At 77.1% G+C, this 16779-nt stretch carries 17 protein-coding genes; 4 read left to right on the top strand and 13 right to left on the bottom strand.

Translation table 11 applies throughout. The features are described from left to right. Nucleotides 1-51: 51 nt before the first annotated feature. The 6 genes from K5O09_RS13720 to K5O09_RS19260 are packed head-to-tail and all read right to left on the bottom strand — an operon-like array spanning nt 52 to nt 6480. The gene (locus K5O09_RS13720; RefSeq protein WP_222170053.1) at nt 52-1107 is read right to left on the bottom strand and encodes a glycosyltransferase family 4 protein; all 1056 of its coding nucleotides are present in this window, start codon (nt 1105-1107) and stop codon (nt 52-54) included. Continuing rightward, nucleotides 1104-2417, bottom strand: coding sequence for an O-antigen ligase (locus K5O09_RS13715; RefSeq protein ID WP_222170052.1), 1314 nt, complete (start codon nt 2415-2417; stop codon nt 1104-1106). Before K5O09_RS13715 ends, K5O09_RS13720 begins: the two co-directional genes overlap by 4 nt. Then, the gene (locus K5O09_RS13710) at nt 2414-3415 is read right to left on the bottom strand and encodes a glycosyltransferase (protein ID WP_222170051.1); all 1002 of its coding nucleotides are present in this window, start codon (nt 3413-3415) and stop codon (nt 2414-2416) included. Before K5O09_RS13710 ends, K5O09_RS13715 begins: the two co-directional genes overlap by 4 nt. Nucleotides 3416-3446: 31 nt before the next feature. After that, nucleotides 3447-4184, bottom strand: a complete 738-nt coding sequence (locus K5O09_RS13705) for a low molecular weight phosphatase family protein (protein ID WP_255595495.1) — start codon at nt 4182-4184, stop codon at nt 3447-3449. Beyond that, entirely contained in the window at nt 4181-5647 is a 1467-nt protein-coding gene (locus tag K5O09_RS13700; protein ID WP_255596376.1) for a polysaccharide biosynthesis tyrosine autokinase, read from the bottom strand. Before K5O09_RS13700 ends, K5O09_RS13705 begins: the two co-directional genes overlap by 4 nt. Next, on the bottom strand, nt 5536-6480 hold the full coding sequence (locus K5O09_RS19260; RefSeq protein ID WP_255595482.1) for a lipopolysaccharide biosynthesis protein: 945 nt from the start codon (nt 6478-6480) through the stop codon (nt 5536-5538). Before K5O09_RS19260 ends, K5O09_RS13700 begins: the two co-directional genes overlap by 112 nt. 269 nt (nt 6481-6749) lie before the next feature. On the opposite strand from K5O09_RS19260, the gene K5O09_RS13695 reads away from it, so the two are divergent. Beyond that, a complete protein-coding gene (locus K5O09_RS13695) occupies nt 6750-7610 on the top strand; it encodes a DUF4118 domain-containing protein (RefSeq protein WP_222170049.1) in 861 nt (286 codons plus the stop codon). A 171-nt stretch (nt 7611-7781) separates the two neighbouring features. On the opposite strand, the gene K5O09_RS13690 is transcribed toward K5O09_RS13695, so the two are convergent. The 4 genes from K5O09_RS13690 to K5O09_RS19255 form a co-directional block, all read right to left on the bottom strand. Further along, nucleotides 7782-7955 carry a hypothetical protein gene (locus tag K5O09_RS13690; RefSeq protein ID WP_222170048.1) on the bottom strand — a complete coding sequence of 58 codons (174 nt, stop codon included), beginning with the start codon at nt 7953-7955 and terminating at the stop codon, nt 7782-7784. A gap of 412 nt (nt 7956-8367) precedes the next feature. Beyond that, nucleotides 8368-9927 carry an ATP-dependent DNA ligase gene (locus K5O09_RS13685; RefSeq protein ID WP_222170047.1) on the bottom strand — a complete coding sequence of 520 codons (1560 nt, stop codon included), beginning with the start codon at nt 9925-9927 and terminating at the stop codon, nt 8368-8370. 87 nt (nt 9928-10014) lie between these two features. Continuing rightward, complete coding sequence (locus K5O09_RS13680) at nt 10015-10764, bottom strand: YoaK family protein (protein ID WP_222170046.1); 750 nt, start codon at nt 10762-10764, stop codon at nt 10015-10017. Continuing rightward, nucleotides 10761-11078, bottom strand: a complete 318-nt coding sequence (locus tag K5O09_RS19255) for a hypothetical protein (protein ID WP_255596428.1) — start codon at nt 11076-11078, stop codon at nt 10761-10763. The genes K5O09_RS13680 and K5O09_RS19255 overlap by 4 nt, the downstream gene beginning before the upstream one ends. Nucleotides 11079-11152: 74 nt before the next feature. On the opposite strand from K5O09_RS19255, the gene K5O09_RS13670 reads away from it, so the two are divergent. Continuing rightward, on the top strand, nt 11153-11548 hold the full coding sequence (locus K5O09_RS13670; RefSeq protein WP_222170045.1) for a DUF1304 domain-containing protein: 396 nt from the start codon (nt 11153-11155) through the stop codon (nt 11546-11548). A gap of 14 nt (nt 11549-11562) precedes the next feature. Here the strand turns inward: K5O09_RS13670 and K5O09_RS13665 are convergent, their stop codons facing one another. The 3 genes from K5O09_RS13665 to K5O09_RS13655 are packed head-to-tail and all read right to left on the bottom strand — an operon-like array spanning nt 11563 to nt 14658. After that, the gene (locus K5O09_RS13665) at nt 11563-12435 is read right to left on the bottom strand and encodes an ABC transporter permease subunit (protein WP_222170044.1); all 873 of its coding nucleotides are present in this window, start codon (nt 12433-12435) and stop codon (nt 11563-11565) included. Then, nucleotides 12422-13417 carry an ABC transporter ATP-binding protein gene (locus K5O09_RS13660; protein ID WP_222170043.1) on the bottom strand — a complete coding sequence of 332 codons (996 nt, stop codon included), beginning with the start codon at nt 13415-13417 and terminating at the stop codon, nt 12422-12424. Before K5O09_RS13660 ends, K5O09_RS13665 begins: the two co-directional genes overlap by 14 nt. Further along, the gene (locus K5O09_RS13655) at nt 13414-14658 is read right to left on the bottom strand and encodes a hypothetical protein (RefSeq protein ID WP_222170042.1); all 1245 of its coding nucleotides are present in this window, start codon (nt 14656-14658) and stop codon (nt 13414-13416) included. The genes K5O09_RS13660 and K5O09_RS13655 overlap by 4 nt, the downstream gene beginning before the upstream one ends. Before the next feature lie 94 nt (nt 14659-14752). Between K5O09_RS13655 and K5O09_RS13650 the strand changes: the two genes are divergently transcribed. Both K5O09_RS13650 and K5O09_RS13645 read left to right on the top strand, forming a co-directional pair. Then, nucleotides 14753-15406: a response regulator transcription factor gene (locus K5O09_RS13650; RefSeq protein WP_222170041.1), complete on the top strand. Its 654-nt coding sequence runs from the start codon at nt 14753-14755 to the stop codon at nt 15404-15406. Continuing rightward, nucleotides 15403-16770 carry an ATP-binding protein gene (locus K5O09_RS13645; RefSeq protein ID WP_222170040.1) on the top strand — a complete coding sequence of 456 codons (1368 nt, stop codon included), beginning with the start codon at nt 15403-15405 and terminating at the stop codon, nt 16768-16770. The genes K5O09_RS13650 and K5O09_RS13645 overlap by 4 nt, the downstream gene beginning before the upstream one ends. Nucleotides 16771-16779 lie beyond the last annotated feature (9 nt).

The following is a 16779-nucleotide window of genomic DNA, read 5'->3' as shown; positions in this document are numbered from 1 at the left end:
GCGGCGCCCCGCCGACCAGCGCCCGGTGCGTGACCCGACGCCGCGGCCCGCTCAGCCCGCGACACGGGCACTCCGGTCGACGAGCGCGACGAACCGACGCGCGGACTCGGCGGCGTCGAGGCCGGTGGCGACCTCGCGTGACCGGGCCCGGGCGGACGAGAGGGCGATCGGGTCGGCGAGGAGTCCGAGGACGGCGGCGGTGAGGCCCGGACCGTCACCGGCCGGCGCGTACCGCGGAGCGTCGAGCGCGAACGAGCGCACGCCGGCGATGTCTGTGGACACGACGGCCGCGCCGCAGGACATCGCCTCGGCGACGGGCAGGCCGAAGCCCTCGTCGTCGCTCGCGCACACGTACAGCGAGCTCGCGCGGTAGAGGTCGGCGAGGTCGGCACGCTGCGGGTTGCGCACGTGCACGGCGGAGGCGGGCAACCCGTCGGGCCGTACCCCTGTGCCGAACGTCGTGAGGCGCACCCCGGGCTCGGAGGCCGCGACCGCCCGGTAGACCTCGCAGACCAGGTCGGTGCGCTTCCACCGCTGGGTCGAGACCATCGCCAGCACGCCGGGGACCTCGGGGTGGCGCCCGGGCCTGAACACGTGCCGGTCGACCCCGTTGGGGACGAGGACGCTCGGCACGCCGGCCCCGGCGAGCACGTCGTGCAGCCAGCCCGAGACGACGACCTTCTCCAGCGGCAGGCGCCAGCTCGCGACGACCTCCTCCTCGGTCGCGACGAACGTCTCGACGTGCTGGACGAGGTAGATCCCCCTCGCGCCCGTCCTGGCCACGGCCTCGGCGACCGCGGGGGCGGTGCGCACGCCGGTGGCGATGAGGACGCCCGCGGCGGGGATCGCGTCCGGCACGAGGCGTGCCGTGTTGTGCACGCGGACCGCCGCGTGCAGACGGAACCACGTCGGGCCCGCGTGCCGGCGCGCCGCGTACGCGACCCGGCGCAGCCCGAGGTCCGGGTGGTCGCCGGGCTTGCGGGTGCGGGCGTGCAGCACGGTCACCTCGTGCCCGGCCGCGGCGAGTGCGTTGACGTACCGGTACGCGACGGCGTAGCCGCCGGTGGGCGCGGCGGCGATGCCCGGCAGGACGACGACCACCCTCACGGCCCGACCCCCTTCCTGCGGGTGCCCGCGGAGGCTACGGGCCGGGCCACGCCGGGCGCGGGGCCGGCGGCCGCGGTACGCCTGCCGGCGACGGCCGTGCACGCCCGCAGCACCACCGCCATGCCGACGACGACGGGCAGGAAGAGCTCCTGCCGGGGACTCTCGACCATCGGGGACTCCAGGGTGCCGATCGCGAGGAGGACGACCACGAACCACGTCGGCGTGAGGTCGGGTGCGCGGGACGCCCGTCGCACGAGGAGGACGAGCAGGAGGAGGCCGGTGACGAGCGCGAGGACCCCGCCCGTGACGAGCCACTGCAGGACGAGGTTGTGCGCCGACGCGGCCTGGTCGGTCAGGCCCGTGCGGTTGCCGGCCGTCTCGGCGAACCACTCGCGGCCGAGTCCGGTGAGGGCGTGCGGCTCCGCCGCGCGCAGGGACGCGGCCCAGATGCCGGCACGCCCGGAGAACGCGGTGACCGGCCACGAGCCGAGCGGGACCCCGACGGCCACGACGAGCGTCGCCACCGCCCACGTGGCCCGCCAGCCGCGCCCGGGGCGACGCGGCAGCACGTGGGGCAGGACGACGAAGACGAGCCCGACCCCCGTAGCGATGAGCGCCGTGCGGCTCGAGCTCCACACCAGGGCTCCGCCGCCCACGGCCGTGCCGAGCCACGCCCAGCGCAGCGGGCGGATGCGGGCGACGAACGGGATGGCGAGGGCGGCGTAGATGCCGAGGGTGTTGGAGTGGCCGAAGACGCCGGCGAGCAGGTCGTGCCCGATGAGCGCCTTCTCCGAGGTGCCGGTGCCGCCGGCGACGTCCGGGTAGAACGCGGGGCCACCGCGGACCAGGCCGTAGACGAGGCTGAGCGCGGGCGCGAGCAGCAGCACGGCGCCGAACAGCCCCCACCAGCGGCGACTCGGGCTCAGCGTCCACACCGCGACGAGCACGAGCATCGCGATCGCGGCACTGACCAGCCACGTCGGGTCCGAGCCCGGCCGGGCGAGCTCCTGGACGGCCGGCACGCCGACGGCACCCAGCAGCAGGAGGAGCGGGAGGATGTCGCCGACCGGCCGGGCGCCGCCGCGCACGAGGACCCGTACCGCGACGAGCACGGCTCCGACCGTCGCCGCCTGGCCGGCCAGCTGCGCGCCGAGCGACCGGGCGGCCTGGTCGTACGCGTCGAGGTTGCGGTGCGGCGCCCCGGCGAAGTGCGTGGCGCCCGTGGCGACCCCGGTGAGGGCGACGAGGAGCACGAGCCAGAAGAAGATCGCATCGTCAGGGCTGGTCGCGGGCAGGCGGCGGGCGGTCATACCGTCCCTCGCAGGGTGAGGTCGCGCAGCGCGTCGGCCGCGCCGTTGGGCGAGAGCCGCGCGTACCGGGCCGAGGCCAGCTGACGTGCGACCGCGGGCAGCCGCAGTGCGCGGGTGGCGGGGTAGGCGGCCCTGGCACGCTCGAACGCGAGCTTCGCGCCGGCCAGACGGACGGCATCCGCGAGGCGAGGGTCCTCGCCGGGTTCCTGTGCGAGCGCGAGCCGCGCGAGGAGCTCCTCGCTGCGTGCGACGTTGCGGCGCGCGGTCCGGGGGGAGTCGGTGAGCCGGCGCAGGTAGTAGGCCGAGGTGCGGCGCGCCACGCCGACGACGTTGCTGCCGTGCATGCGGTAGTCGACGCGCGGCGTCGGGTCGACGCGCAGCACGCCGCGGGCCGCGGCGAGCGTGACGAGCCAGCCGTCGTGCGTCCAGCTCGGCGGCAGGGGCAGGGCGAGCGCGAGGAACTCCCGCCGGATCGCCATCGTCATGCCCGGTACGACGTTGCGGCGCACGGCGGCGGCGAAGGCGTCCGGGCCGCCGAGCGTGGCCAGCTCGCGCTCGCCGACGTGCAGGGTCGCGAAGAGGGTGGTGCCGCGCTCGTCGTCGGTCCCGGGCCGCCAGATCACCGCGTTGCCGCCGACGACCTGCGCGGTCGGGTCGTCGCGGAGGACCGTGAGGGCCGCCTCGACCTTGTCCTCGTGCCACACGTCGTCCTGATCGGCGAGCAGGACGACGTCCGCCGTGCTCGCGGCGAGCGCGCGCTCGACATTGCCCCGAACGCCCAGACGCTCGGCGGCGGGCTCGAGCACGGTCAGCGCGGGGCGGCGCTCCGCGGGCGCGGCGGCGGCGTGCCGACGGACCCGGTCGAGCGTGCCGTCCGTCGAGCCGTCGTCCGCGACGATGAGCTCGTCGAGCGGGACGCGCTGGCGCAGGAGGGAGGCGACCTGCGCGTCCACGTGGGCCGCGCCGTTGTACGTGCACAGGGTGACGCCGACGCTCATCGGGCGCTCCTCGGTCGACGGGGTGGGGCAGTCACGGGTGCAGGCCTGCTCGGGTCAGAGGCTGGGCGTCCCGGATGCCTCGGCGGTCCGGACGGGTGGCGCGGCTCAGGTGCTCGGCCCCGTGGGGCGGCACAGCGAGCGCGGCGGCGATCGAGCGGACCGCCTCGGCGATGCGGGCCACGGTCTCGACGTGCGCCGCCGCCGGCTCGGCGACGGGGTCCGGGACGTCGTCAGGGCCCCCGGCCGCCAGCGGCCGCGCGGCGACGGCCCGGGCGCAGAGGTCAGCGAGCCGGCCCGGCATCGCGTCCGGGTCCTCCAGGCGTGGGGCCGCCGGGTGCGTCGCACCGACGAGGCGGGCGAGCTCGAGGAGCGTGAAGCTGCGACGCACGGCGGCGGGCACGAGGAGGACCGCCGCCGCGCGGTGCTCGGTGGTCAAGCCGAGGACGAGGTCGGCACCTGCGACGTCCGCGGCGACGAGCTGGTGCGCGACGTGCTCGCGAGCACCCGGGCTGCCGGGGGGCAGCGCCGCGAGCGTGCGCGGATCCATCGGCGCCCCGGCCAGCGCCCGGGTCCCGACGGCACGCACCGTCACGGCCTGGCCGGCAAGAGCCGCCCGCAGGAGGCTCGCGGCGGCGGGCGAGCGACACACCGCGCCCGTGCACACGAGGAGGATGCGGCCCATCCGGCCCACGGCGTCGTCCGACCCCGTGGCTGTCCACGTCCCGCGCCTCGCGGTCGCGGTCGACCAGCGGCCGGCGCGGTGGCTCATCGGCCCACCGCTCGTGTCCGGGCCGTGGGCACGGCGGCAGCCGGCCCGGCGGGGGCGCCCCGGGGCGGGCGCGGCGCGCGCGAGCCGCGCCGCGACCCCCGGGAGCCGCGGTGCCGGCCGAGGTCCGCCACCTCGGTGCTCGCGCCGTGCACGTAGCCGTACCCGTACCCGTACCCGTACCCGTACCCGTACCCGTAGGGGTCGGCGTCCTGGCGTGCGACGCGGTTGAGGACGATGCCGAGCAACGCCGAGTCGACGTGGGCGAGCGAGCTCACCGCGGCACGGAGCTGGCCGCGGTGCACGCGGTCGCAGCCCGCGACGAGAATGGTGCCGTCCGCGAGCGTCGAGAGCACGGCCGCATCCGTCACGGGTAGCAGCGGCGAGCTGTCGATGATGATGACGTCGTAACGCAGCGCGAGCTGCCTGAGGGTTGCGCGCATCGCGTCGGAACCGAGCAGCTCGGACGGGTTCGGCGGGCGCTCGCCGGACGGCAGGACGTCGAGCAGGGTCGTTCCCCAGCGCTGGACGACGTCCTCGAGCCGCGCGCGGCCGACGAGGACGGTGGTGAGCCCGGCGATGCCCTCGAGCGTGAGCGCCCGCGCGAGCGAGGGTCGGCGCAGGTCGGCGTCGACCAGCACGACACGTGAGCCCGCCTCGGCGATCGCGAGCGCGAGGTTCATCGCGGTCGTCGACTTGCCCTCGCCCTCGAGCGCCGACGTCACGAGGAGTGTGCGCGCCTCGGCGACCGAGCGCGCGAACTGCAGGTTGGTGCGCAGCCGACGGTACGCCTCGGCGGGCGCGCCGTCCGCGTCGCGCGACGTCAGCGTGCGCTGGCCGAGCCCCGGGTGGTCGGCGACGGCACCGAGCACGCTCGCGGACGTCACCGTCGCGACGTCCCGCTCGTCGCGCACGCGCGTGTCGAGGCTGTGCCGCAGGAAGGCGAGTGCGAGGCCGCCCGCCGTGCCGAGCGCGAACCCGAGGACGAGGTTGAGTCGCAGGCTCGGCGACGCCGGCGAGAGCGGCGCAGCGGCCGGCCGCACGACCGACACGCGCACGGGCGACGTGGCGCTGCCGTCCGGGGTCTCGAGCTCGCCGACCACCGTTGCGAAGCTCTGCGCGGTGAGGTTGGCGATCTCCGCTGCCCGCGCGGGGTCGGCGTCGGAGACCGCGATGTTGATGAGCACCGTGTCGGCGGGGGAGGAGGCCGAGATCTGCTCAGCGAGTGCCGCCGCGTCGGTCCCCTCGAGGCGGTCGGCGACGGGCTGCAGCACCAGCGGCGACGTCACGGTCTGGGTGTAGGAGGCGATCTGCTGCTGTGTGAAGCTCGAGCCCTGCCACAGGTCGGCCGCTGTCACGCCGTTGCGCACCGAGACGAAGACCTGGGTCCTGGCCTCGTAGAGAGGCGTCGCGGTGAGCGCGAGCGCCGCGCCGGCGCTGATGCCCAGCAGCGCGGTCGCGAGGATCCAGGGCCATCGGGTGCGCAGGAGCGCGATGAGGTCGTGCAGGTCCAAGGGGTCCTCCCGGGACGAGTGGGTGGTCGGGGACGGGCCGGGCGCCGCGCGTCCACTGCCGGACGAGGAGGCCGACAGCGGTGCGGCCGTGGTCCGCTCACGCGGCCTCGCCGCCGGAGACGGGGTCGGGCAGGGGGATCGGGCACGGCCGGCGCACCCGCCCGGGTGAGGAGGTCGACGTCGTGCGTCGGCACCGGTCGGCCCAGCGCGTGGTCCTGGCCGGGGTCGCGGCCGAGCGCGCCGACCGGCTCGGTGGTCGCCGCGGAGACCGGGTCCCCGCCGAGCCGCGCGACGAACACCTCGTCGGCCTTGACGTGGCGCAGCACGGAGGCGGACCACATCTCGGGGGCCTCCAGCGCGCGCCCCACCAACGCCGAGGCGGCGACCAGGGTCAGCACGCCCTCGCGGCCGCCGCCGGCGAGGAACGCGACCGCGGTGACGACGGCCGGGCCGACCAGCGCGAACGCGTCGCGGATGAGGACCAGGGCGGTCAGCGTCGCGTCGGCGGCGCGCTCGCTGCTGAGCACGCGCACCGCCGGCCCGTTGAGCCCCCCGGTCATGACGGTCTGCCCGATGGAGGCGAGAGCGATCGCGTCGGTGTCGAGGCCGAGCTCGGTGGCGCCCAGCGCGCGGGCGAGCAGGATCGACAGCGCGGCGTTGACGACCATGGTCGCGGCCTGGCTGCCCGCGGTCCACGCCCCGCTGGAGGTCGCCGCGCGTGTCTCCGTGCGCGCTGCGTCGGCCGGGCCGTTCCTGCGACGCGCGGCGAGGCGGGCGCCGGGCATGGGTGCTCCTCGGGTGCGGGCTCGGACGAGAGCTGTATCAGCAGAGCGCTGACGAAACATCATGATGACACAGACAGATCGGGTGTCGGCGCACGCCGCGGCGCGGCCCGCCGTCAGCGATCCGTGAGGATCGGCGGCGCTCCCGTTCGGGATCCGTGAGGGCGCCCGTCGCCAGTCCCGGGCGGGTGTGTGCTGGCTCCGTGCCCCGGGGCAGGCGGCCGCAGCCGTCCGGCACGCGACGGGGCCGGCGCGGTGACAGGAGGTCCACCATGACGACCAGGACGACCACGACCAGCGGGACGACCGGGACGACCGGGGCGGCGGCGACCGCCGCCGGGCGCGGTCAGGAGCTGGTGCCCCGGCGCTCGGTGGTGCTCGCCTTCGCCGTGCTCGCGCCGCCCGTCGCGGCGATCGGGATGCACCTGCTGGACGTCACCGCGGTGACCGCCGTGCTGGTCCTCGTGCTCATCGTGGTCGCGGCATCCGCGTCCGGGCTGCGTGCTGCCGGTGTGGTCGCGGCGCTCGCTGCCGGGCTGTCGTTCGACTTCTTCCTCGTGGAGCCGGTCCTCAGCTTCACGATCGCCGAGCCGGAGGAGGTCGAGGCGACCGTCCTGCTGCTGCTGACCGGTCTGGCGGTGAGCGAGATCGCGCTCTGGGGCCGCCGCCAGCAGGCGCGGGCGAGCCGACGCTCCGGCTACCTCGACGGGGTGCTGCGGACCGCGGACGTCGTCGCCGCGCGGCCCGCCGACCCCGGCCTGCTCGCGGTGCAGGTGGCCGACCAGGTCCGGGAGCTGCTCGACGCGGACGACTGCCGGTACGAGCCGGTCGTCGCCGAGCCGGGTCGTCGGCCCTCGGCGTCCGCGACGGTGCTGGAGCGCGACGGGTCGGTCACGCGGCGAGGCGCGGTCATCGACGTCGACCGCCAGGGCCTGCCCACCGACGACCTGCTGCAGCTCGAGGTGTCCGGTGGGGGCACCGTGCACGGCCGTTTCCTCGTGAGTGCGGCGACCCGGGTCGCGCGGCCGTCGGTCGAGCAGCGGCGCGTGGCCGCTCTGCTCGCCGACCAGGTGGGTGCGGCCTTCGCCCCGGGGGCGCCGCCCGCGGTCGCGCCTCCGTCCGCGGGCCGGTAGGACGGGGCGCGTGCCCGGTCGGCGACGCGGTGCTGTTCCCCGGCGCGGACGGGCAGGGACCCGCGGCGACGCGCGAGATCCTGCGCCCGGGTCGTGCGAGCGGTCATCGTCCGGGGCGCCGGGCGGGCGAGGGGAGGGGCCCCGGCCCGCCGCGGCGGAGGTCGGGGTGGGTCAGGCGAGCCCGTGGCGCCGTCGCGGTGCCAGGGCGGTGAACGCCGCGGCCGTGCGGCGCGCGGCCCGCGGACGGGACACGTCGCGGGCGGCCTGGGAGCGGCGGTGCTCCAGGCGGCTCTCGAGCTCGCGCTCCTGCTGCCGGTAGACGATGAGGTACAGATCCGGGTGCACGGGGTCCTCCTGCACTGATCGAGGTGGCGGGGTGCGCCACCGGCGGGTCACCGCAGAGGGACGGCTCGCGTCCTTGCGGCCTGTGGACCGGGGGTGGTGGTCCACACCCCCAGCCTCCCGCGCGCGAGCACATCGCCGGCCCCGCACCACCCGCTCGCCGGGGGTGAACCGGCGCCCCACGGCCGCCGCACCCCCGTCTTCACCAACCCGAAAGGGACGAGAGTCCCAACCTGCTCCCGCACCGTGCTCCCGCTTCCCCCGTCGGAGGCTCCGACGGGGGATCGTGGTGCTCCGCGGACCACCTCGATCCCGCGCAGACCCCTCCGATCCCGTTCGGAGCCTCCGAACGGGACGAGGGCGTGGGGGGAGCGCGGCTGCCGGTGCGGGAGGGGTGCGGGCGTGCCGTGCGCTGTCAGGGCTCGCGCGCCGGGTCGTGGCCCGGTGCGGGGAGGGCCTCGCGGACCGTGTCGATCGTGTCCGCCTCGTCGGCGCGCTTGTCGTCGCGGTAGCGGATCACCCGCGCGAACCGCAGCGCCAGGCCGCCGGGGTAGCGGGGTGAACGCTGGACGCCGTCGAACGCGACCTCGACGACCTGCTCGGGGCGCAGGGTCACCGTCCAGCCGTCGTCGGCGACCTCCAGCTCGCGGAACCGTGCGGTCTGCCAGGCCAGCATCTCGTCCGTCATGCCTTTGAAGGTCTTGCCGAGCATGACGAAGCCCCCGGCGGGGTCACGGGCGCCGAGGTGGATGTTCGACAGGGACCCCGCCCGCCGGCCCGAGCCGCGCTCGACGGCGAGGACGACGAGGTCGAGGGTGTGCCGGGGCTTGACCTTGACCCACGCGGAGCCGCGACGGCCGGCCTCGTACGGCGCGTCCGCGTCCTTCACGACGACGCCCTCCTGGCCGGCGCCGACCCAGTCGGCGAACGCCCGCCCGGCGACCTCGGGGTCGTCGGTGACGACCCGCTCGACCACGAGCCCGCCGGCCACCGTGTCGAGGGCGGCGAGCCGCTCGCGCAGCGGGGTGTCGAGCAGGTCGCGGCCGTCGAGGTGCAGCAGGTCGAAGAAGAACGGGCGCAGCTCGGTGGTCGCGGCGAGGTCCGCGTCGCGGGTGGCGCTGCGGGCGGCGGTCTCCTGGAACGGGCGCGGACGTCCCGTGGCGTCGAGGGCGAGCGCCTCGCCGTCCAGCACCGCGGCCCGCAGCGGCAGCGCGCGCACGGCGGCGACCACCTCCGGGACGCGCGCGGTGATGTCGTCGAGGCTGCGCGTGAACACCCTGACCGCGCCGCCGTCGCGGTGCACCTGGACCCGGATGCCGTCGAGCTTGGCGTCCACGACGACCGGCCGTCCGCCGAAGCCGGCCACGGCGGTCGCCACGTCCGGTGCGGAGGCGGCGAGCATCGGGCGCACCGGCCGCCCGACCGTCAGGCCCACCCCCTCGAGCGCGGCGCGGGCGGCCTCCGGGGAGGGCGCGGCGAGCGCGGCCACGGCGACCGGCTCGCTGGCCCCGGCGAGCATCGCGGCCCGGCGGACCACCGGCGCCGGCACGCCGGCGGCCTCGGCCACGGCGTCGAGCAGCAGGGCGTCCAGCGCGCCCTGCCGGACCTCGCCGGCGACGAGGCCCGCGAGGAACCGCTGCTCGGGCTCGGTCGCGGCACCGAACAGGTCGGCGGCCAGTGCCGCGCGCGCACCCCCGGAGCCGGGGCCGGCGAGGCCTGCCATGCGCTCGAACGCCGCGTCGACGGCCAGCACCTCGAGGGACGACGCGGTCGCGGGGGCGGGCAGGTCGCGCAGGGAGCGCCACCCGAGGCCGGTGCGACGCTGGCGCAGCTCGCCCGCGAGGTACCGGGCCACGACGGGCACCTCGTCGGGAGCGGTGCGCCGCAGCAGGTCGACGAGCAGGGCGCGCTTGGCCAGTCGCGAACGGGTCGCGGCCAGGCCGGCGGAGGTCGCGGCGACGTCGGCGAGCAGCACGGCGCCATCCTGCCGCCGCCCACCGACACCCGCCCCCCCGGCACCCGCCCACACGGGCGCGATCGGGCGCCCCGGGCGCGCGCCGCCTCAGTCCGCGCCGTCGCCCGCGCGCGCTCCGACCCGCGCCGCGGCCCTGCCGGGGTCGGGCGCGGGCACGAGGGTGTGCGGGTGGCGCCGGGTGTGCGTCTCGACGGCGGTCAGCACCCCGGCGAGCACGGCGGCCGCGAGGACCGTCGCCCGGGTGCCGAGGGCGTCGGGACCGCTGGCGAGCGCACCGGCCCCGGCCCCGGCCGCGAACGCGAGCACGACGGCGGACAGGCGCGCCACGGCGGCCCGCTGCGCCGGGTCGTAGCCGGTCAGCCACTCGTAGGCGGCCGTCACGAGCGTGCGCAGGTTGCCGGTGGTCATGGTGGTGCTGTAGCTGGTGTCCCGCACCAGGCGGAACGTCGTGACCTGGAGCGCCGCGACGAACGACACGGCGCAGGTGGTGACGAGGTGCGGCGCCGTGCGGGGGAGCGCGGCGACCGCCAGCAGCACCAGGATCTCGGTGCCGAGCACCAGCCGCGTGGGGTCGTGGAACCAGCGGCGGTGCCGGTGCGCGGCGAGCACCTCCGCCGCCACCAGCCCGAGCACGAACGTCGCGATGATCGGCAGGTACCGGGCGGCGTGCGGACCGTCGCCGCGCGCCCAGGCGACGGCGACCAGCACGACGTTGCCGGTCTGGGCGTTGGCGAACACCCCGTCGTGCGCGACGAACGTGTACGCGTCGAGGAACCCGCCGACGACGGCGAGCGCGGCGCCCGTGGCGGGGTGCTCGGCGCGCGAGCGGACCCTCACCACGAGGCGCCGCCGGGGGAGCGGGAGGGCCGGGTGCCGACCGGGGTGACGTCCACCGGGCCATGGTCCACCCGGTCATCCCATGACCCGCCGGGACCCTCGGCCCAGCCGCGCCCGGTCAGACCGCGGCCAGCAGGGCGTCCACCTGCGCGGCCACCGGGGACGAGCTCGTGCTCGGTGAACGCGGCGGGCCGGCTCGGCGGGCCCCACCAGCGCTCGAGCTGCCGCGGGTCGGCCCGCAGCCGCCAGACACGCTCGGCCGGCGCGGCGAGGACGCGGTCCACCCCGTCCGGTTCCAGCTGACGGACGACCATGCGGGTGCACGTGACGCGGGTGCCGGGACCCGCACACGAGGGTGCGGGGCGTGGGCGGGCGCACACTGGTGCGCATGATCGCCACCGGACTCGTGCTCGCGACCGTCGCCGCGCTCCTGCACGTCTACATCTTCGTGCTCGAGTCCGTGCTCTGGACCACCCCGCGCGCCCGGCGGACGTTCGGCACCACGCCCGAGCAGGCGGAGGCCACCCGCGAGATGGCGTACAACCAGGGCTGGTACAACCTGTTCCTCGCGCTCGCGACCGCGGTCGGCGTGGTGCTGACCGCCCTCGGGCACGAGAGCGCGGGAGCGGCCCTGGTGCTCGCCGGCTGCGGGGCGATGGCCGCGGCCGCCGCGGTGCTGCTGCTCAGCTCGCGCGGCGCTCCCCGGCGGGCCCGGGCCGCCGTGTCGCAGGGCCTGGTCCCCCTCCTCGCCGTGGCGGCGACCGTCGTCGGCCTGCTCACCTAGCTCCGGAGGTCACCTCAGGACGTCACGTCCGCCGTGGTGAACCGCGCCCACGCCAGCGAGCCGAACACGGCCACCCACGCGGCCTGCACCCCGAGCCCCTCGGCGACGACGCCCCAGTCGACCTGCAGCCGCAGGAACTCCGCGAAGTCGAACCAGTGGTGGGTCAGCAGGCCCGGGTGGATCGCGGCCACCTGCGGCAGCGAGTCCAGCACGGTGGAGACGACCGCGACGACGACGGTGGCGGCCATGGCCCCGACCGGGACCTCGGTGAGCGTCGAGAAGAACAGCCCGACCGCGACCAGCCCGGTCAGCGACAGCCCGACGTAGCCGACGACGCCCAGCACCCGCAGCACGCCGTCGCCGACGGGCACGGTGGTGCCGGACAGCAGCGTCACGTCCTGCAGGCCGAAGTACGCGGCGCCCACGACGAGTCCGGTCACCGCCACGGACAGCACCGCGGCGGCGGCGAACGCCAGCGCGGCCACGGCCTTGACGGTCAGCAGGCGGGTCCGGGGCACCGGGACGACCAGCAGGTAGCGCAGCGTGCCGGCGGCCGCCTCGCCCGCCACCGCGTCGCCCGACGCGATGCCGATGCACAGCGGCAGCAGGAACGGCAGGCAGAGGAACAGGGCCGCCACCACGAGGAACAACCCGTTGCCGGTGACCTGGTCGACGAACGACGGCCCCTGACCGGCCAGCGCGCTGTCGCGCGTGAGGAGCAGGACCGTGCCGAGCAGCACCGGGACCAGCGCCAGCCCGGCGAGCAGGACGAGGTTCCGGCGCCGGCCGAAGACCAGCCGGAGCTCCGAGCGCAGCAGGCGCCCCCAGGCGACGGGCGCCGGGGCGGCGACGGACGGCGGTGCCGCCGGGGCGTCAGCGCGCGACATCGAAGCCCTCCCCGGTCAGCTCGACGAACACCTGCTCCAGGCTCGGGCGGGCCACCTCGATCCCGACGAGGTCGACCCCGGCGTGCACGAGGGCGGCGGACGCCTTCTCCGGCGGGGTCGGTCCCAGCAGCGCCGTCACGGTCCCGCCGGCGTCCGGCCGGACGTCGTCGAGCCCCAGCGAGGTGAGCACGTCCGCCGCCGCGCCGACCTGGGGAGGACGCGTCCGCACGACCAGCCGCGCGACCCCCCGCCCGGTCAGCTCCGCGCGCTCGCCCTGGAGCAGCAGCCGGCCCCGGCTCATGATGCCGACGTGGGAGCACACCTGCTCGATCTCCGCGAGCAGGTGGGAGGACACGAGCACGGTGGCCCCGCCGTCCGCGAGCTCCCGCACGAGGTGCCGGACCTCGCGGGTGCCCTGCGGGTCGAGACCGTTGGTCGGCTCGTCGAGCACCAGCAGGTCCCGGGGCTGCAGCAGGGCGGCCGCCAGACCCAGCCGCTGCTTCATGCCCAGGGAGTACTGCCGGTAGGGCTTGGTCGCGGCCGCCGCGAGACCGACCCGGTCCAGCGCCGCGTCGGCCCGGCGGCGGGACGTCCGCGGGTCGGCGGTGGCGTCGCCCGCGTCCAGGCGGGCGAGGTTCGCACGGCCCGACAGGTACGGGTGGAACGCCGGTCCCTCCACGAGGGCGCCGACCCGCGGCAGCACCCGGGCCGCGTCCTCGGGGATCGCCGAGCCGAGCAGCCAGGCCCGCCCGGCGGTCGGCCGGGCGAGGCCGAGCAGCATGCGGATGGTCGTCGTCTTCCCGGAGCCGTTGGGCCCGAGGAACCCGTAGACGGCGCCCCGCGGCACGGCCAGGTCGATCCCGTCGACGGCGACCTGGCCGGACCGGAACCGCTTGGTCAGGCCCGCGGTCCGGACGGCCAGGTCACCGTTCTCACCCGGCACGTCCTGCGACGGCGGCCCGGGGTCGGGGGCGACGGTCATGCCGCCGCGCGCAGCACGTCCGCGGGGACGGAGCCCACCAGCACCCGGCCGTCGTCGGTGACCAGGACGCTCAGCAGGGTCGACGACAGCAGGCGGCCCTCGGGGACCTCGGTCGTGAGCTGCTCGTACAGCGCGGCCCCGTCGAGGCCCGGGCGGGTGACCTTGCCGTCCTCGTCGGTCGGGACGAACTCCTGCACCAGGTCCTGCGCGTGCTCGGAGCCCAGCACCCGGTCGGCCCCCGGGACGGTGGCGAGCGAGTCCGTGTCGCCGCCGACGAGGCCCGCGACGTCGACGTCCGCCAGCTCCACGACGCTCGACCACCCGGAGCCGGTGACGGCGACGCCGTCCGGCAGGGCGGCGTGGTCCGGATCCGTGACGGCGGCGGGGTCGCCGTCCGGCAGCGGCACGACGACCTCCTCGGTGCTCGCCCCGGCGGGTGCCGAGAACGCCAGCACCGAGTCGTCCGGGGTGGTGAACGCGACATCGGTGAAGCCGACCTCGAGCGACGGCGCCGCGTCGTCGGCGGTCGCCCACACCTGCACCCGCAGCGGGGCGGACGTCTCGGCGTCCACCGCCACGACCACGCGGGACACGAGCGAGGCGTCGTCCTCGGGGCTGACCACGAGCTGGTAGGCGTCGCGGCCCGCGACGGTCGTCGGCCGGTCGACCGTCACCGCGGAGTCCTCCTCGGCGCGCGCGAGCACCTGCGACGCGGCCTCGTCGGGAGTGGGGAGGTCCGCCGCGGCGGGCGGGGTCGCCCCGGAGCCGAGCTGCCCGGCCAGCGCGTCGTACCGGGCCTGCCCGGCCTCGTCGAGCCGGTAGTGCGTCACGGCGTCGTCGGTGGAGGAGTACGTCCACGCCTGCGCGCCGTCGCGCACCACGGAGTACTCGGACGTCGCCCCGAGCAGCGCCACCCGGGAGCGGTCGCCGCCGTCCGACCACACGCGCAGCGTGGAGGAGCCGCCGAGCAGGTTCACCGGGTCCGCGCCGGTCATCTCCGAGACCGGCAGCTCGGGCAGGCCGAGGCGCGCGGTGTACACCACGGTCCCCTGCACGGGGGTCGGCTCCGCGGCGGCGACCCGGGAGAGCAGCTCCTGCGGGTCGACGTCGGGCAGGCCGGAGGAGTCGGCGGTCGCCAGCGCCGGCACCCCGATCGCGGCGGCCACGGCGGCGGCGACCACGCCGGGCACGGCCCAGCGGGCGCGGGGGGACAAGGTGCGGCGGGCACGGGTCTCGGACATGGCACCCACTGTGCCGTGCCGACGCTGAGGGGACGCTGAGAGGCGCCCGGCCCTCGCTCTGCCGGTGCCGCCCGCCGGGTGCCATGCTGCCGGGGTGCGGGTGCTGGTGGTGGACGACGAACGCGGGCTGGTGAGCGCCCTGCGCCGCGGCCTGACGGCCGAGGGCTTCGCTGTCGACGTCGCGTACGACGGGCAGACCGGCCTGGAGCTCGCGACCGACCGGGACTACGACGTGCTGGTGCTCGACGTGATGCTGCCGCGGCGCAACGGCTACGACGTCGTCACCGCGCTGAGGGGGGCCGGTGTCACCACCCCGGTGCTCATGCTGAGCGCCAAGGACGGGGAGCACGACGTCGCCGACGGGCTGGACGTGGGCGCCGACGACTACCTGACCAAGCCGTTCTCGTTCGTGGTGCTGGTCGCCCGCCTGCGCGCGCTGCTGCGTCGGCCCGCGCAGGTGCGGCCGGCGGTGCTGACCTCCGGGGACCTCGTGCTGGACCCGGCGGCCCGCACGGTGACCGTCGCCGGCGCGTCCGTCGACCTCACCGCCCGGGAGCTGGCGCTGCTCGAGTACCTCATGCGGAACGCCGACCGCGTGGTGGGCAAGGTGGAGCTGCGCGACCACGTCTGGGACGGCCCGGGCGAGGACGGCAACGTCGTCGAGGTCTACGTCGGCTACCTGCGGCGCAAGCTCGGCCGGGACGCGGTGCGGACGGTCCGGGGCGCGGGCTACCGGGTCGGCGGGTGATCCCCGTCCGCCGCTGGTCGTTGCGCGCGCGGCTCACGGTGGTGACCGCCGGGCTGCTGTGCCTGGCGCTCGCGGTCGGCGCCGTGCTGCTGAGCGCTGTGGTGCAGCGCAGCCGGGTCGCGGCGCTCGACGACGTCGTCCGCGCACGGGCGGCGACGGTCGCGGCGCTCGTCGCGGGCGACCAGGTGCCCGACGCGCTGCCCGTCGCCGAGCCGGGCGAGATCGTGCAGGTCCTCGACGCGCGTGGCCGGGTGGTGGCGACGTCGCCGACGGCGAGCCGCACCCTGCCGGTCCTGCCCGCTGCGGAGCTCGCCGGCCTCCGCGAGCGGGCGCCCGTGGTGGTGGGCGCCGCGACCGCGTACGACCGCGCCGCGCGCGTGGCCGTGGCGGTGCCCGACCCCGGCGCCGGTGCCGTGGTCGTCGCGACGGTGCCGCTCGCCGAGGTCCAGGGGCTCGTGCGGGCGCTGCGGCTGTCGCTCGTCGGGGTCGTCCCCGTGCTCACCGCCGTCCTCGCACTCGCCATCTGGCTGGCCCTCGGCCGCGCGCTGCGGCCCGTGGAGCGGCTGAGGTCGGCCGCCGCGCAGGTCGCCCGGGCCGGTGGCCCCGGGGCGCTGCCCGACCCGGGGACGGACGACGAGGTGGGGGCTCTCGCCCGCACGCTCAACGAGATGCTCGACCGGCTCGAGGTCGCGGCCGACCGGCAGCGCTCGTTCGTCGCCGACGCGGCGCACGAGCTCCGCACCCCGCTCGCGGCGCTCGGCGCGACGCTCGACGTCGCGCGGGCCCACCCGGAGGTGTACGCGCGGGACGAGCTCGTGGCGGAGCTCGGCGACGAGGTCGCCCGCATGCAGGCGCTCGTCGACGACCTGCTGCTGCTCGCGAGAGTCGGCTCCCGGCCGCCGGCCTCGCAGCAGGTGGACCTCGGCGAGGTCGCGCGCGACGCCCTCGCGCTCGCGGTCGCGGCGGCGGGGCGCGCCGACGTGCGGGCCGAGGTCGTGGGCGGGGGCCGGGCGCGAGGCGACGCGGCGGCCGTCGGTCGGGTGGTCCGCAACCTCGCCGACAACGCGCTGCGCCACGCCCGGTCCGCGGTGCGGGTGCTGGTGGCGGACGGTCGCGTGGCCGTCGTCGACGACGGGCCGGGCGTCCCGGCGGCCGACCGGGAGCGGGTGTTCGAGCGCTTCGTGCGGCTGGACGACGCCCGGGCGCGGGCAGCCGGGGGGAGCGGGCTCGGCCTGGCGATCGCCCGGGAGGTCGCGCGTGAGCTCGGCGGCGACGTCGTGCTCACGGACGGCGCCGGGGCCGTCCCCGCGGACGGCGCCGGGGGCGCGGGCCTCCGGGCCGAGCTGCGGCTGCCCGGCATGTGACGCATCTCA

The organism is Cellulomonas sp. C5510 (assembly GCF_019797765.1).
In the GTDB taxonomy this organism is placed as follows: Bacteria; Actinomycetota; Actinomycetes; order Actinomycetales; family Cellulomonadaceae; genus Cellulomonas.
This window is presented reverse-complemented; position numbering and strand designations above follow the sequence as displayed.